This is a genomic window from Kitasatospora sp. NPDC004240, assembly GCF_053603215.1.
This window is the reverse complement of the sequence record NZ_JBSGFD010000029.1, coordinates 1-15,101: the sequence shown is the minus strand read 5'-3', so window position 1 is coordinate 15,101 and position 15,101 is coordinate 1. Positions and strand designations below refer to the sequence as shown.

Annotated in this window: 12 protein-coding genes, 1 tRNA gene and 1 pseudogene; 7 read left to right on the top strand and 7 right to left on the bottom strand. The window is 73.6% G+C overall.

Going from position 1 to position 15,101, the window contains the following annotated elements; translation table 11 throughout:
• Positions 1-9 precede the first annotated feature (9 nt).
• Entirely contained in the window at positions 10-921 is a 912-nt protein-coding gene (locus ACWEQL_RS10615) for an alpha/beta fold hydrolase (protein WP_452149832.1), read from the bottom strand.
• Positions 918-1,829, bottom strand: coding sequence for a DUF998 domain-containing protein (locus ACWEQL_RS10610; RefSeq protein ID WP_452149831.1), 912 nt, complete (start codon positions 1,827-1,829; stop codon positions 918-920). Before ACWEQL_RS10610 ends, ACWEQL_RS10615 begins: the two co-directional genes overlap by 4 nt.
• Positions 1,830-1,921: 92 nt before the next feature.
• Between ACWEQL_RS10610 and ACWEQL_RS10605 the strand changes: the two genes are divergently transcribed.
• The 3 genes from ACWEQL_RS10605 (at position 1,922) to ACWEQL_RS10595 (ending at position 5,982) form a co-directional block, all read left to right on the top strand.
• Positions 1,922-1,995 (top strand) — tRNA-Lys (locus ACWEQL_RS10605).
• Between the two features lie 308 nt (positions 1,996-2,303).
• The gene (locus ACWEQL_RS10600; protein ID WP_452149830.1) at positions 2,304-4,652 is read left to right on the top strand and encodes a transglycosylase domain-containing protein; all 2,349 of its coding nucleotides are present in this window, start codon (positions 2,304-2,306) and stop codon (positions 4,650-4,652) included.
• Between the two features lie 223 nt (positions 4,653-4,875).
• A complete protein-coding gene (locus ACWEQL_RS10595; protein WP_452149829.1) occupies positions 4,876-5,982 on the top strand; it encodes an EamA family transporter in 1,107 nt (368 codons plus the stop codon).
• A gap of 100 nt (positions 5,983-6,082) precedes the next feature.
• On the opposite strand, the gene lepB is transcribed toward ACWEQL_RS10595, so the two are convergent.
• Positions 6,083-6,883, bottom strand: a complete 801-nt coding sequence (gene lepB / locus ACWEQL_RS10590; RefSeq protein WP_452149828.1) for a signal peptidase I — start codon at positions 6,881-6,883, stop codon at positions 6,083-6,085.
• 139 nt (positions 6,884-7,022) lie between these two features.
• The gene (locus tag ACWEQL_RS10585; RefSeq protein WP_452149827.1) at positions 7,023-7,358 is read right to left on the bottom strand and encodes a chorismate mutase; all 336 of its coding nucleotides are present in this window, start codon (positions 7,356-7,358) and stop codon (positions 7,023-7,025) included.
• 266 nt (positions 7,359-7,624) lie between these two features.
• On the opposite strand from ACWEQL_RS10585, the gene ACWEQL_RS10580 reads away from it, so the two are divergent.
• The gene (locus ACWEQL_RS10580) at positions 7,625-8,050 is read left to right on the top strand and encodes an OsmC family protein (RefSeq protein WP_452149826.1); all 426 of its coding nucleotides are present in this window, start codon (positions 7,625-7,627) and stop codon (positions 8,048-8,050) included.
• A gap of 210 nt (positions 8,051-8,260) precedes the next feature.
• Here the strand turns inward: ACWEQL_RS10580 and ACWEQL_RS10575 are convergent, their stop codons facing one another.
• Complete coding sequence (locus tag ACWEQL_RS10575; protein ID WP_452149825.1) at positions 8,261-8,743, bottom strand: hypothetical protein; 483 nt, start codon at positions 8,741-8,743, stop codon at positions 8,261-8,263.
• Positions 8,744-8,821: 78 nt separating this feature from the next.
• On the opposite strand from ACWEQL_RS10575, the gene ACWEQL_RS10570 reads away from it, so the two are divergent.
• The gene (locus ACWEQL_RS10570) at positions 8,822-10,837 is read left to right on the top strand and encodes a putative bifunctional diguanylate cyclase/phosphodiesterase (RefSeq protein WP_452149824.1); all 2,016 of its coding nucleotides are present in this window, start codon (positions 8,822-8,824) and stop codon (positions 10,835-10,837) included.
• Between the two features lie 30 nt (positions 10,838-10,867).
• Here the strand turns inward: ACWEQL_RS10570 and ACWEQL_RS10565 are convergent, their stop codons facing one another.
• Positions 10,868-11,983, bottom strand: coding sequence for an LLM class flavin-dependent oxidoreductase (locus ACWEQL_RS10565; protein WP_452149823.1), 1,116 nt, complete (start codon positions 11,981-11,983; stop codon positions 10,868-10,870).
• Between the two features lie 612 nt (positions 11,984-12,595).
• On the opposite strand from ACWEQL_RS10565, the gene ACWEQL_RS10560 reads away from it, so the two are divergent.
• Positions 12,596-13,192 carry a DedA family protein gene (locus tag ACWEQL_RS10560; RefSeq protein ID WP_452149822.1) on the top strand — a complete coding sequence of 199 codons (597 nt, stop codon included), beginning with the start codon at positions 12,596-12,598 and terminating at the stop codon, positions 13,190-13,192.
• Positions 13,193-13,525: 333 nt separating this feature from the next.
• The gene (locus tag ACWEQL_RS10555; protein WP_452149821.1) at positions 13,526-14,797 is read left to right on the top strand and encodes a hypothetical protein; all 1,272 of its coding nucleotides are present in this window, start codon (positions 13,526-13,528) and stop codon (positions 14,795-14,797) included.
• A 114-nt stretch (positions 14,798-14,911) separates the two neighbouring features.
• Here ACWEQL_RS10555 and ACWEQL_RS10550 read toward each other — a convergent pair.
• A pseudogene (locus ACWEQL_RS10550) lies at positions 14,912-15,101 on the bottom strand (hypothetical protein); the annotation flags it as partial.

Genomic DNA, 15,101 nt, shown 5'->3' with positions numbered 1-15,101 from the left:
GGCATCGGGTCAGCGGGTGTCCAGGATCGCCGAGGCCACCGTGTCCGGGCGGTCGAACATCAGCAGGTGCCCGGCCGGGACGGCGGTGCGGAAGTCCCCGCCGAGCAGGGCCGCGAGCTCCCGCTGACGGCCGAGCCAGTCCGCGGTCCGGCGGCCACCGCCACCGCCGTCGGCCGCGACCACGGTCACCGGCAGGCCGTCCGACAGCGGGGCGTCCCGGCGCAGCCCGTCCAGCTCGGCGGCCATGTCGAGGTAGCGCGCGTTCTCCCGCAGCAGCGCCCGCAGCGACCGGCCGGTCCGGTAGCAGTGGCGCACCAGCGGCGCCGGGGCCAGGTCCTCCCCCCGTACCGTCGCCGCCCTGGCGACCAGTCGGCGCGCGGACGGCCCCAGCAGGTACGGCACGGCGACGGCGGTGGCCGCGGCGGCGGCCGTACGGGCCGCGAGGTCCCGCAGCCCGGGCGCCGGGAGCGGGCGGGGCGCGGACTCCACGCTGCCGTCCAGCAGCACCAGGCCCGCCGTCCGCGCCGGATGCAGCCGCGCGAAGGCCTCCACGTGGAACCCGGCCATCGAGTGGCCGGCCACCGTGACCGGCTCCCGGACGTCCAGCGCGTCCAGCACGCCGCGGATCCGCTCGGCCTCGCCGGCGGCGGTCGCCACCGGGCGTCCGGCCGGTTCGGGGGCGCTCAGCCCGTACCCGGGGCGGTCGAAACGGATCACGGTGCGGTGCGGGGTGAGGAAGGGGAGGACCGGGTCCCAGTCGAACCAGCTGCTGCCGAGCCCCCCGCTGAGCAGGCAGACCGGGCCGCTCCCCTCGCGGCGGACGTGCAGCGGGATGCCGTCGACGAGGACGCAGCGGGCCCCGGGGGCGGTCTCCGGGCCTCCGGCGTCCACGCCGGGGGCGTCCGCGCTGCTGCCGATCATGCCGGTGTCCGCCTCTCGGTCCCGTCCTCGCCGCTGCCGTGCTCCCGGTGTCCGGCGCGGCCCTCGCAGCCATCGTGTTCCCGGTGGCCGGCGGGCCGCTCGTCGCCGTCGGCCGTCCGGTGAACGAGCGACCGCGGCGGATCCTCCCCGCCCGAGACACCCAGGGCCAGCAGCGCCAGCCAGAACGCGACCAACAGCACCTGGAGCCGCTGGCCGGCCCCCAGCGACCAGCTGCCGTGGCCGGCCTCGAAGGCGGCGATCGCGGCCAGGCTCCAGCCGGTCGCCAGCAGTTCGGCGGCCAGCAGCCACGGCCCGAACCGGCGCACCGGCGTCCACCAGCCGTAGCGGCGGGCCGCCACCGTGAGCGCGGTGAGCGCGAGCAGCGCCCCCGCCATGGCCAGGCTGCTGGTCACGGCGTGCGCGGTGTGGGTGGCGGGCACCAGGCCGGCGGTCTCGCGGGCGGCGCACTCCTCGTCGCTGGTCGGCGCGCAGCTGAGCGGCAGCCGGGAGTCCGCGGCGGTGGCGGCGCCGAACAGCGCGAGCGCCGCCCAGCCGACCGTGGCCCAGGGCCTGCGCCATCCACCGGTGAGCCCCCTCGGCACCGCCGGGGTCGGCGCGGTCGGCGCGGTCGGCGTGCTCCGGATGGCCGCCGGGGTCTGGACGGTCGGCGGGGCCGACGTGCCCGGCGAGGCCAGGGCGGTCAGGGCGGCGGCGAGCACGGCGAGGCCGGCGACCAGGTCGGTGGCCCGGAAGAGCCCGCCCAGCGGCTGGTCCTCCGCGGCGAGCTCGCTGATGTACGCCTGCACCGGATCGAGGCCAGTACTCAGCACCACCTCCAGCACCCACGCGGTGTACGCCACCGCGCTGAGCAGCAGCAGGAGGGTGACGGCGAGCCGGGTTCTGGGCACGTTTCCCACCCTAGAGCGGCGGGAAACGCCCGGTTCACGTCCGGGTGGTACGAGGCCGCCCCGGAACCGTGTATTGTTCTCCAGGTCAGCAGGCGCCGCTAGCTCAGTTGGTTAGAGCAGCTGACTCTTAATCAGCGGGTCCGGGGTTCGAGTCCCTGGCGGCGCACAGACACGGAGGGCCTCTCGCATCAGCGAGGGGCTCTCCGGTTTTTTGCGCCCTCGCGTGCCCGATTTGCACGCCATGCCCACTGATGCCCTGTGATGTCCGTCTCGCTTCGGGCCCGGGCGGCACAGACCCGCCCACATGGCACGTTCGGCGATGTACACCGGGAAAGCGGGACGAACGCCCCGTACCCGGCACGGCAGTGGTCACCGCCCTCGGCGGTCGCCGACGCACGGGGTAGTCCACCCCCGAGCAATCCGTCCGTACGGGGCCCGCCCGGCCCCGTCCGACCGCAGGAAAGGCCGCCGCTTTTGTCCCGTAACGCCCGGAGCGGCAGCCAGCGACCCGACGCCCCGTACTCCTCCGCCCTCCCCTCCGTCACCGGCGGGAGCCCGGGACGGACCCGGCGCACCGGATGGCGCCGGGTCGTCCCGACCTGGCGGATGACCCTGGCCGGCCTCGCAGCCTCCCTGCTGCTCGGCGTGGGGCTGTTCGCGCTGGGCATCGCCCTGGTGAGGGTCCCCGACGCGCACGCCGCCGCGACCGCCCAGAGCAACACCTGGCTCTACCAGGACGGCTCGGTGATCGCCCGGACCGGCCAGACCAACCGGCAGAACGTCCCCCTGGACAAGGTCTCCCCCGCCGCCCGGCACGCCGCACTCGCCGCCGAGGACCGCAACTTCTACGGCGAGGGCGCCGTCAACGTCCAGGGCCTGCTGCGCGCCGCCGTGAACACCGCCAAGGGCCAGGGCACCCAGGGCGGCTCCACCATCACCCAGCAGTACGTGAAGAACACCTACCTGAACCAGACGCAGAGCATCAGCCGCAAGGTGAAGGAACTCTTCATAGCCATCAAGGTGGACGCCACCGAGTCCAAGGACGAGATCCTCGCCGGCTACCTCAACACCTCCTACTACGGGCGCGGCGCGTACGGCATCCAGGCCGCCGCCCAGGCGTACTTCGGCGTCGACGCCGCCGCCCTGAACACCGCCCAGGGCGCCTACCTGGCCACCCTGCTCAACGCCCCGAGCGCCTACGACGTGGCCACCGCCACCCCGGTCGGCAAGCAGAACGCGGTGAACCGCTGGAACTACGTCCTGGACGGCATGGTCAAGGAGGGCTGGCTCCCCGCCGAGGAGCGCGCCGCCACCGCCTTCCCCGAGGTGCGGGACCCGCAGGCCAACCCGGGCCTGTCCGGCCAGGCCGGCTACCTGGTCGACGCGGCCACCCAGTACCTCACCGCCAACGGGATCATCGACGAGTCGGAGCTCGCCAAGGGCGGCTACACCATCAGGCTGACCGTCGACGCCGCGCGCGAGCAGGCCCTCCAGGACGCCGTACGGGCCCAGCTCACCGACCACCTCAAGCCGGACACCCGGAAGAAGGACGCCGCCGCCCAGGCCGGTGCCGTCTCCGTCGACCCGCGGACCGGCGCCGTGGTCGCCCTGTACGGCGGCGTCGACTACACCAAGCACTACATCGACAACGCCACCCGGCGGGACTACCAGGCCGGATCCACCTTCAAGGCGATCGCGCTGGCCGCCGCCCTGGAGAACGGGGCGAAGACCCAGGACGGCCGGACCGTCACCCCGCGCACCGTCTACGACGGCACCAGCGGCCGCAAGGTCCGCGGCGGCAAGGGCGTCCCGTACGCGCCGCCGAACGAGGGCGACAAGGACTACGGCCAGGTCACCCTGCAGCAGGCCACCGACTGGTCGGTGAACTCGGTCTTCGCCCAGCTCGCCCAGGACACCGGGCTGCAGAAGGTCCGGGACACCGCCGTCGCGCTCGGCCTCCCCGGCGGCACCCCCGGCCTCGACCCGGTCCCGTCCATCCCGCTCGGCGCCGCCACCCCCAGCGCGCTCGACCTGGCCGGCGTCTACGCGACCCTGGACAACGGCGGCCGGCAGATCACCCCCTGGCTGGTGCAGTCCGTGGAACGCGAGGGCGAGAAGCTCCCGCTGCCCGAGCGCAAGGTCACCCAGGCGATCGGCGAGGACACCGCCAACCGGGTCACCGCCGTGCTGGAGGGCGTGGTGAGCGACCCCGGCGGCACCGGCTGGCGGGCGAAGGCACTCGGCCGCCCGGCGGCGGGCAAGACCGGCACCACCGACGACCAGAAGTCGGTCTGGTTCGTCGGCTACACGCCCGAGCTGGTGACCTCGGTCGCCCTGTTCGGCCAGGACCCGGCCACCGGCGCCCAGGTCAGCCTCAGCGGCACCGGCGGCATCGACGGCGCGGCCGGCGGCCAGTACCCCGCACAGATCTGGACCGCCTACATGAAGGCGGCGCTGAAGGGCCAGCCGGTCAAGGACTTCCCGTCGGTGGCGGCCGCCGAGCCCGACACCTACACCGACTCCTCCACCCCGACCGCGACCCCGTCGACCACCCCCTCGGCCACGCCGTCGGCCCCGGCCCCGTCCGGCACCCCCTCCGGCGGCACGGGCGGCTGGCCGAACGGCTGGACGGGCGGCTCGTCGGGCGCGGGCACCGGCGGCTCCCGCCCGAACGGCGGCGCGACCACCGCGCCGACCCGCCCCGGCCCCTCCCCGCAGCCGACCGCCCCGACCCGGCCCACCCGGCCCACCTGGCCCACGGCCCCGACCACCGGTCCGACCACGGCCCCCCAGCCCACGGGCGCGGCGGTCGGGGCGCCGTAGGGCGGGGGCGTCGTCCCGCCGGGCGGTCCGGGGCCGGGTGCTCCGGGAGGGCGGGGGCCCGAGGGTGCCGGGTGCTCCGGGGAGGGCCTGGTCGAAGGGGGGCGGGCCTGGTCGGAGGGTGCGGGGACCTGCTGTGAACCCGCCGCCGCGGACAGTTCACCTCAGGACCAAATGCCGGAATGGCGCCTTACATAATCACCGGTACGACTGTCACAATGCGTCGGTGCACAGAGCGAATCCTCCCCTCGTCGGCTCCCGGGCCCGATCCCTCGGCCTCACCCTCGCGCTGGTCTCCGCCTTCGCCTTCGGAGGCTCCGGGACCGCCGCGAAACCGCTGATCGAGGCCGGGCTCTCGCCACTGCACGTGGTCTGGCTCCGGGTGACCGGCGCCGCCCTGGTCCTGCTCCCGCTCGCCTACAAGCACCGGCACGCCGTCCTGCGCCGCCCCGGCCTGCTCCTCGGCTTCGGCCTGCTCGCCGTGGCCGGCGTCCAGGCCTGCTACTTCGCCGCGATATCCCGCATCCCGGTCGGCGTCGCCCTGCTGATCGAGTACCTCGGCCCGCCGCTGCTCATCGGGTACGTCAAGTTCGTCCAGCGCAGGCCGATCACCCGGGGCGCGGCGATCGGCGCCGCCGTCGCCGTCGCCGGACTGGCCTGCGTGGTCGAGGTCTGGAACGGGCTGAGCTTCGACGCCCTCGGCGTGCTCTTCGCCCTCGGCGCCGCCTGCTGCCAGGTCGGCTACTTCGTCCTCGCCGACGCCGGCAGCCGGGGCGACCGCCCGGTCGACCCCATCGCGGTCAGCGCGTACGGCCTGCTGATCGGCTCCGTCGTGCTCACGGCGATCACCCGCCCGTGGGAGGCCGACTGGAGCCCGCTCACCGGCCAGGCCGTCATGAACGGGCACTCCCTGCCCGCGCTGATCCCGGCCGCCTGGATGATCCTGGTCGCCACCGTGCTCGCCTACCTCACCGGCGTGGTGGCCGTCCGCCACCTCTCGCCGCCGGTGGCCGGCGTGGTGGCCAACCTGGAGGCCGTCGTCGCCACCGTCCTCGCCTGGGTCCTGCTCGGCGAACACCTCGGCCTCCCCCAGATGGCCGGCGGCCTGCTCGTCCTGGCCGGCGCCTTCGCCGCCCAGGCGAGCAAGCCGGCGGGCGACTCGACGGGCGAATCGGCGGGTATCGAGGAGGGCGGGCCCGTGGACGACCCGGCGGGCCGGTCGGGGGGCGCCGAGGAGGGCGGGCCCGTGGGCGAGGACCCGGCGCGGACGCCCGCCCCGCTGCCTTCGGACGGCGGGCGGACACCCGTCGCCGCCCGCCGGTCGGGAGACTGAGACCGGGGAACCGCGACCGGAGAGCTGCGACCAGGGAGCCGGGACCGGGCAGCCGATCGCTCCCGCCCGTCCGGCGCCGGTCAGGTGGGGTGGGCCCGGCTCAGCGGCCCACCCAGCCGAACCAGTCCACGTGGCCCAGCGGCCACACGACGGCCGACACCGGCCCGACCACGTTCTCCACCGGCACGGCGCCGCCGCCCGGCCCGTTCCGGTGGTAGCGCGAGTCGGCGGAGGCGCTGCGGTGGTCGCCCTCGACCCAGACGTACCCCGTGGGCACCGTCACCGGGCCGAAGTCGAGCCCGCCGCAGGAGTCGTCGCCGGGGTAGAGGTAGGGCTCGTCGACCTTCACGTCGTCCACGGTGAGCGTGCTGCCCTGGCAGCGCACGGTCTGGCCGCCGGTCGCGATGACCCGCTTCACCAGGTAGTTGTCGTCCTTGGGCGGCACCAGCCCGACGAAGCTCAGCACCGATCCCACCGCGTCGGTCACCGGGTTCCCGCCGGCGGGCTGGGGCGGCAGCCAGTCACCCGGGTCCTTGAAGACCACCGGCTGCCCGCGCTCCGGCTCCCAGCCGGTCAACGGCGCGAGCTTGTTCACCCCGACCCGGTCGCCGATCCGCAGCGTGTTCTCCATCGACCCGGACGGGATCGTGAACACCTGGAACAGGCAGGTCTTGATCACCAGGGCGACCAGCAGCCCGACCGCGATCATCGCCGGGACCTCGATCCACCACGGTCTGGGGCGGCGCGAGCCACGGCGGCGCCGCTGCTTGCCGCGCGCCCTGCGCGCGGCGGCCCGCCCGCCCGTGGCGGCACCGGCCGCGGTTCCGGTCCCCGTACCGGCAACCTCGGGAGCCGCGGAGGGGCTGGTCCGGGCGTGCGTTTCGGGCAGGTTCGCCGTCATCGTCGCGGTACACCTCTCCGGCTGGGGGAACCTGCACGCTAGCCCAACCGAGAAGCCTCACGAAATCCGGCATTTAGCTGCGGCTGACACCGGCGGCGCCTCCTGGCGGCGGCCCCGGCCCGGTCCCGTCCCGTTCCCGTCAGGCGCGGGCGATGGCCTCGTGGTGCCTGATCACCTCGGCGATGATGAAGTTGAGGAACTTCTCCGCGAACACCGGGTCCAGGTGCGCCCCGGCGGCCAGCTCCCGCAGACGCTTGATCTGGTCGCGCTCGCGGGTCGGGTCGGCCGGCGGCAGCTTGTGCTCGGCCTTGAGCCGGCCCACGCGCTGGGTCGCCTTGAACCGCTCCGCCAGCATGTGGACCACCGCGGCGTCGATGTTGTCGATGCTCTCGCGCAGGCTGGTCAGCTCGGCCCGCACGGCATCGTCGATCCCCTCGGGCAGGCCGGCGTCGGGCGTCGTCGGGTGATCCGTCATCGGGGCGGCTCCACTGCTGTCAGGCTCTTCGGCGTCTTCTGCGATGTCTTCTACGATCCGGCTCTTCGCCGGTCGGCAGTCGGCACCCCGATTCCCCCGGCGGTCGGCAAATCTAACAGGGCACCCGGCGCGACCTCGCACCATTTGACCGACCTGTCCACGATCCGGACACGGTTCTGATCCGTCCCGGCCCCGTGCCCGTAGGCTGGTCCCCGCATGACCGGAAGTGACGCATCAATACTCCCTCAGTAACGGAGGCACCGATCGTGGCAACCACTCGCACCGCGCACACGGCGTGGAAGGGCAACCTGCTCGAAGGAACCGGCCAGGTGACCTTCGACTCCTCCGGCATCGGCGAGTACCCGGTCTCCTGGCCCGCCCGGGCCGAGGCCGCCAACGGCAAGACCAGCCCGGAGGAGCTCATCGCCGCCGCCCACTCGGCCTGCTTCTCGATGGCGCTCTCGCACGGCCTGACCGGCGCGGGCACCCCGCCCACCAAGCTGGACACCAAGGCCGATGTGACCTTCCAGCCCGGCACCGGCATCACCGGCATCCACCTCACCGTGGTCGGCGACGTCCCCGGTCTCGACGAGGCGGGCTTCGTGAAGGCCGCCGAGGACGCCAAGGCGAACTGCCCGGTCAGCCAGGCCCTGACCGGCACCACCATCACCCTCAGCGCCTCGCTGGCCTGACACACCGCCACCTCGCGGACCGCGTACGCCCGAAGGCGTCCGCCTCCCGGAGGTGGTCGTGCGCCCTCGCGCAGGGGGCGTACGGCAGGCGCACACGCCCCTGGCGCGCATCGTGTGATGTGCACCGGGGGCGTCCGCATGTTCCACCACACTTGGCCCGAAAGAGGACGAATCACCCTACTGGCTGTCAACACCCGTTCCCCCCGCCGCCTATGATCGGCCGCAACGGCCCTTTTCTTCACAGTTCTCCACCAGCCGCTCCACGTCGAGCGCGCCGCGGCGGAACACCGGGGCCACCCCGGAGCGCACCCCACGGGGCGCGCCCGGTGGGTCACGAAGGCCGGTCGCCCCTGCGGAGGGACCGGCCGAAGCCGGATCAGCGTCAGCAGCGGACGGGAGCATGCCGTGCCGGGCCAGAGCGAGGGGGCCGACGCGCACCACCCGGGCGTGCGGCACGAGGGACCGCGCCACGACGCCCCACCACACGACGGTGCAGGTCATAACGGCGCAGGTCATGATGGCGTACGTCACGACGGTGTACGTCACGATGCTGTATGTCACGACACGTTGCCGCACGATGCGTTGCTGCACGACGGGCCGCCGCTCGATGCACCGCTCCCCGGTGTGCCCCTGCTCGACGCGCCGCTGCATGACGGCTCGCTGCCGGCCGGCCGGCCGGATCACCAGCTCCACCGCCTCCGGACCCGACTCTCCCCCGCCCGTCCGGCCGACCACCCTGCCGCCCCTGACGGGGCGGGTACGCCCGGAGACATGATCGCGGGGCCCGGTGCCGACCACGCCAACTGCCCGCTGTGCGCCCGCCCGCTGGCCGACGACACCGACGAACTCCTCGCCGCGCTGCGCGCCAGCGAGTCCCGCTTCCGGGCCGCCTTCGCCGACGCCGGCATCGGCATGGCCCTGATCGACCCTGAGGACCGCATCACCGAGGTCAACCCCGCGTTCGCCGCGCTGCTCGGCCGCGAGGTCGCCGACCTGGTCCGAACCCCGCTCCACGACATCATCGACCCGGCGGACATGCCCCGCCGCCTCTACCGCGAGCTCCTGCGCGGCGAACGCGACCGGCTGCGCGTCGAGAAGCAGCTCAAGCACCGCGACGGCCACACCGTCTGGGGCAAGGTCACCGTCTCCCTGATCCGGGACGCCGCGGGCACCCCCCTCTACACGCTCGCGATGGTCGAGGACATCTCCGAGCAGCGCCGCCTCGGCGACCGCCTGGAGTACCAGGCCCTGCACGACCCGCTCACCCGGCTGCCCAACCGGACCCTCTTCTTCGAACGGCTCGACGCCGCCTGCCTCCCCGTCGACCGGACGGACCCTGCGGCCCTGACGCCTCCGCCTCCCGCGACGGCCCCGGTCCGCTCCGGCGCGGAGCGCCGGGTCGGCCTCTGCTACCTCGACCTCGACGGCTTCGCCGCCATCAACGAGACCCTCGGCCACCACATCGGCGACCAGCTGCTGATCGCCGTCGCCGCCCGCCTCAGGCGCGGGTTCCCGGAGGACGACGAGCGGCTGGTCGCCAGGATGGGCGGCGACGAGTTCGCCGTCCTGGTGACCGACAGCACCGGCAGCGAGCAGCTGACCGAACTGGCGACCCGCATCACCGAGGCCCTGGAGCACCCTTTCGACGTGGCGGGCCACCGCCTCGTGGTCACCGCCAGCGTCGGTGTCGTCGAGCGCCCGGTCCACGGCACCACGCCCACCGACCTGGTCAAGGACGCCGACGCCACCCTCTACTGGTCCAAGGCCGACGGCCGCGCCCGTTGGACCCTCTACGACCCGGACCGCGGCGCCCACCAGCTGACCCGCCAGCTGCTCGCCACGGCACTGCGCCCCGCCCTGGAACGCGGCGAGTTCACCATCGAGTACCAGCCCCTGGTCGGCCTCGCCGACGGCGCCGTCCACGGCGCCGAGGCCCTGGTCCGCTGGCGCCACCCCCGCTACGGCACCCTCTCGCCGGACCGCTTCATCCCGCTCGCCGAGGAGTCCGGGGCGATCGTGCCGCTCGGCCGGTGGGTGCTCGAAGAATCGTGCCGCCAGGCCAAGCGGTGGCTGACCGAGTTCCCCGACACCGAGGCCTTCGTCAGCGTCAACCTGGCCGCCCGCCAGATCTGGGACTCCGACGTGGTCGCCGACGTGGCACAGGCCCTGGAGAGCACCGGCCTCCCGGCCCGGCTGCTGCAGCTGGAGATCACCGAGAGCGCCCTCCTCGGCCCCGGCGGACGTCCCCTCCAGGCCCTGCAGGCGCTGGCCGACATGGGCGTCCGGATCGCCATCGACGACTTCGGCACCGGCTACTCCAACCTCGCCTACCTCTCCCGGCTGCCCGTGCACGTCCTCAAGCTCGACGGGACGTTCATCGAGGGCTTCCGCGACCCGGCGCCGGGCCCCCAGCCCGTCCAGTCCGTCCAGTCCGTCCAACCCGCCGAGCTCACGGCGGCCGAGCCGGCGGCACCCGCCCCGTCCACCGCTCCGGCCGCGCCCGCCGTTCCTGCCGCCCCTGCCCCTGCCCCTCAGGCTGCCGCCGGGCCAGGGCTCCGGTCGCGCCGGAGCGACGCCGACGAGCAGATCGTGGGCGCGATGGTGCAGCTGGCCCACACCCTCGGCCTGACCGTCACCGCCGAGGGCATCGAGAGCGCCGCCCAGGCCGAGCGGCTCCGGCTGACCGGCTGCGACACCGCCCAGGGCTGGTACTTCGCCCGGCCCGGCGAGGCCGAACTCGTCGCCGCGATACTCCGCGAAGGGCGCACCGCCCGGGCCGGACGCTGACCGGCCGGCGGGCGCCCGCCACCGCCGACGTCAGCGGGGCGCCCCGCCGGTCAGCCCGTACGCCTGCGCGATGAGCCCGTACGAGCGGTGCCGGGCCTCGTGGCCGTGGATGTGCGAGGTGACCATCAGCTCCTGCGCGCCGGTGCGCTTGCGCAGCGCCTCCAGCCCGTCCGCGACCTCTCCGGGCGTGCCGAGGACCACCTTGCTCAGCCAGTCGTCGATGAAGTCGGCCTCCACCGGGCTGTACGGGTAGGACTCGGCCTCCTCCGGGGTGGGGATCGGACCCGGGTTGCCGCGGCGCAGCCGGAGCATGCCGAGGGCGGCCGAGCGGGCCAGCCGGCGCGCGGCCGGCTCGTCCTCGGCGGCGACCGCGCTCACGCCGATCAGCGCGTAGGGCTCGTCGAGCACGGACGACGGCCGGAAGCTCGACCGGTAGAGGTCGAGGGCGGGGACGGTGTTGGCCGCGCTGAAGTGGTGGGCGAAGGCGAACGGCAGGCCGAGCCGACCGGCCAGCTGGGCGCTGAAGCCCGAGGAACCGAGCAGCCAGACCGGCGGCCGTCCGTCGCCCTTGGGCACCGCCGTCAGCCGCGCGTACGGGTGGCCGTCCGGGAAGTCGCCGTCCAGGAAGTGGGTGAGCTCGGACAGCTGCAGCGGGAAGTCCTCCGCCCCCTCGGTGAGGCCGCGGCGCAGGGCGCGGGCGGTGGCCTGGTCGGTGCCGGGGGCCCGGCCGAGACCGAGGTCGATGCGCCCGGGGTGCAGCGCCTCCAGCAGCCCGAACTGCTCGGCGATCGCCAGCGGCGCGTGGTTGGGCAGCATCACCCCGCCCGAACCGAGCCGCAGCGTACGGGTGTGGGCGCCCAGGTGGGCCAGCAGGACGGCCGGGGTGGAACTGGCGACCCCCGGCATCCCGTGGTGCTCGGCCACCCAGAAGCGGTGGTAGCCCCACTCCTCGGCGCTGCGGGCCAGGGCCGTGGTGGCGGCCAGCGCCTCGGCCGCCGTCCGGCCGGCGCCGACCGTCGCCAGGTCGAGGATGGAGAGCGGGGCGGGTGCCGTGCCCCGGACCGTCCCGCGGATGGCGTCCGCGGTGAAGCCCGGCCCGGTCGGCCGTCCGCCGTTCCCCTGCTCCTGCTGGTCCTCGGTGGTCATGCCGTCTGCCTCCTGGCCGTCTCCGGACGCTGAGCGCTGTCGCCGCTCGGTCGTTCCGCCTCGCCGACGCGCGTCGGGTCGTCGCGCCGTTTCGTCGCTGCTTCGTCGACGGAGGACAACCGCGTCGCGGGGCCCGTGTTCCCGGCGGGCGTGCCGGCGGAAGCGATCCGCGAGGAGCGCCGACCGACCGTTCGGATGACTCTGCGCCAGCAGACGGACACGCGTGGCGACTTCACGCCAGCGCGGGAAGTCGCCAGGCTCAGGGCTCGCGGTCGGCGGGCCGCGTCCGGCAGGCTATCGATCAGGAGCGGATCCCGTACTGGATCCGCACTCCACAGCAAGGTCGTCGGGCTGGACCAGCGCCGAACGATCCCCACGAGCCCCTGGAGCGGCACCCCGCTCCAGGGGCTCGCGCCATTGCGGGCCGAGGCGGCCACGACGGGCTCCCGCAGCCGCGCCCCTCCCCCTCGACTCCGCCCGGCGGGCGCCGGCCGGAGCGGCCACCCCTGTGAGGTGCGGCATACCGGGGTGCTTCATGGCATGAAAAGTCGAGGCGCTAGCGTTGACCCCCGCAGCCACCTGCTCCCCCGGGCAGCCTGGAGGGAGAAGACCTTGGACATCGCGATGGTGATCGGATCCTCATGGATCTGCGCCCTGGCGCTCTGCGCCGTCCTGGGCGACGCGTTCCTCCCCTTCCTCCCCAGTGGCACCCTCGTCATCCTGGCCGTGTTGAACACCGCCCAGATCGACGGCGCACCGGTGCTGCTGGCACTCGGCGTCGCGATGGCCTCCTTCCTCGGCGATCTCCTCCTGCTCCAGCTGGCCCGCCGGGGCGCGCCCTCGGTACGCCGCCGCCTGGAGCACCGCCCCAAACTCGCGGCCAGCGTGACCCAGTTGCAGCGGGCGCTGGACGGGCGCACCAACGCCGCGACGGCCGCCATGGTGGTGATCGCCCGCTTCGTCCCGGCCGGACGCACCGTCCTGGACCTCGCCATGGGCCACTCCCCCGCCCACCCCTTCCGGTTCCTGCGCTGGTCCGCCCTGGCCGCGCTGATCTGGGCGGCCTACATCGTCACCCTGGGCTGGCTCAACAGCCACTGGTTCGACACCGCCTGGCTGAGCCTCGTGGTCTCCTGCACCGCCGCCACGGTGATCAGCACCGCGATCGCGCGGATCGTCCGCCGAAGCCGGCGGCTCGCGGCCATCTGACGCGGCCTCCTGCGGCATCCCCCTGCGGGCTGCCCTCGCCGCGCGTTCGTCCCGCGCGTTCGCCCTGGGCCACGCCCACGCCTCTCCCCGGGTTCGCCCCTGACCGCTCGACGGGCGCGATCCGTCACAGGACGGCAACAGACGACCGACCCGCGCAGCCCGGGTGTCCATTCCTGACGTGATGAATGTCAGCGAACGCGGGGGCCTTGGTCGCCCCTGTGTTCGCGTGACATGCTGACGACGAATCATTCGTCAATTTGCCCGATTTTGACCGGTGCGTTCCAGTGGCCCTGGGGTGCAGCCACCACCCGGTCAACGGCACCAGGGGAGACCATGACCGGCATCTCGCGAAGGACCGTGCTCACAGCCACCGCCGCGACTGCGGCACTCGGAGCGGTAGCGGCCTGCTCCAGTGGCGGGTCCGGATCCGGTCCCGAGTCGGGCAACGGCTCGGCGAACGGCGGCAACGGCCAGGGCGCGAGCGGCAGCCCGATCAAGGGCGGGGGCAAGGGGACGCCCATCGGTGACGGATCGACCTCCGACACCGGCCCGCAGCCGAACCAGCCGAAGGCGGAGAAGCTCAAGCCCGGCGAGCGGCCGCCGCAGTTCGTGGTCTTCTCCTGGGACGGCGCGGGAGGGACGGACGACAACCAGTTCCCCCGCTTCCTCAAGGTCGCCCAGGAGCACAAGGCGTCGATGACCTTCTTCCTGTCCGGCATCTACGCGCTGCCGAAGCCCAAGGCCGATCTGTACCACCCGCCGAAGCACTCGGTCGGCGCCTCCGACATCCCGTACCTGTCGGAGGGCGCGGTCAAGAGCACGCTCAAGCTCATCAGCCAGGCCTGGCTGGCCGGCCACGAGATCGGCACCCACTTCAACGGGCACTTCTGCTCGACCCGTTCGGACGGCAACGGGGTCAACAAGTGGACCCCCGAGGACTGGCAGAGCGAGATAGACCAGGCGATAGGTTTCGTGACCCAGTGGCGCACCAACACCGGGTTCACCGACGTCGACCCGCTGCCCTTCGACTACAAGAAGGAACTGATCGGCGGCCGGACCCCGTGCCTCGAGGGGCAGAAGGCGCTGCTCCCGACCGCGGTCAAGCTGGGCTGGAAGTACGACGCGAGCTCCTCCGGCGGGACGCAGATCTGGCCGCAGAAGGTCCAGGACGGGAAGATCTGGGACTTCCCCCTGCAGGGCATCCCGTTCCCCGGGCACACGTTCCAGGTCCTGTCGATGGACTACAACATCCTGGCCAACCAGTCCGCCGGCAGCACCAAGGGCGACCCCGCTAAGTACAACGACTGGCGCACCCAGGCCCGGGACTCCTACCTGGCCGGCTTCAACCGGGCCTACAACGGCAACCGGGCACCACTGTTCATCGGCAACCACTTCGAGCAGTGGAACGGCGGGATCTACATGGACGCCGTGGAGGAGACGATCAAGGCGATCGCGGACAAGCCCGACGTCCGGATGGTCTCGTTCAAGCAGCTGGTCGAATGGCTGGAGGTCCAGGACCAGTCCATGCTCCGCAAGCTGCGCACCCTCAACGTGGGGCAGGCGCCGGCGGGCGGCTGGGAGAGCTTCCTGGGCGCGGCCGGCTGATCCGGCGCCCGTGGCCGTGACCGGTGGGAGCGGCCGCCACGCCCCCACCGGCGACGGGTCGGAGCCGGTCCTAGGGCCGGACAGGGCCTAAGAAAGTGTTGGGTAATCGGATGATTACTGGTTCTTGAGGTCGTCGGCGAGGCGGCGGGCTGCTTCGGTCTCGATGGGGCCGCGCGGTTCAACCTCCTCGCCGGCGAGGCGGGCGGCCATGAGTCGGATCATCGCAACCTTGATCATCGCTTCGGCGTGCGCGGTCTTGCGCTCGTAGTCCCGTGCCAACCGTCTGCACCGTCCAAGCCAGGAG

Excerpts from the sequence above, each read along its gene's own strand:
- ACWEQL_RS10555 (WP_452149821.1), top strand. The coding sequence starts at position 13,526 with ATGACCGGCATCTCGCGAAGGACCGTGCTCACAGCCACCGCCGCGACT.
- lepB (WP_452149828.1), bottom strand. The coding sequence starts at position 6,883 with ATGACGGCGAACCTGCCCGAAACGCACGCCCGGACCAGCCCCTCCGCG.
- ACWEQL_RS10570 (WP_452149824.1), top strand. The coding sequence starts at position 8,822 with ATGATCGCGGGGCCCGGTGCCGACCACGCCAACTGCCCGCTGTGCGCC.
- ACWEQL_RS10585 (WP_452149827.1), bottom strand. The coding sequence starts at position 7,358 with ATGACGGATCACCCGACGACGCCCGACGCCGGCCTGCCCGAGGGGATC.
- ACWEQL_RS10565 (WP_452149823.1), bottom strand. The coding sequence starts at position 11,983 with ATGACCACCGAGGACCAGCAGGAGCAGGGGAACGGCGGACGGCCGACC.
- ACWEQL_RS10615 (WP_452149832.1), bottom strand. The coding sequence starts at position 921 with ATGATCGGCAGCAGCGCGGACGCCCCCGGCGTGGACGCCGGAGGCCCG.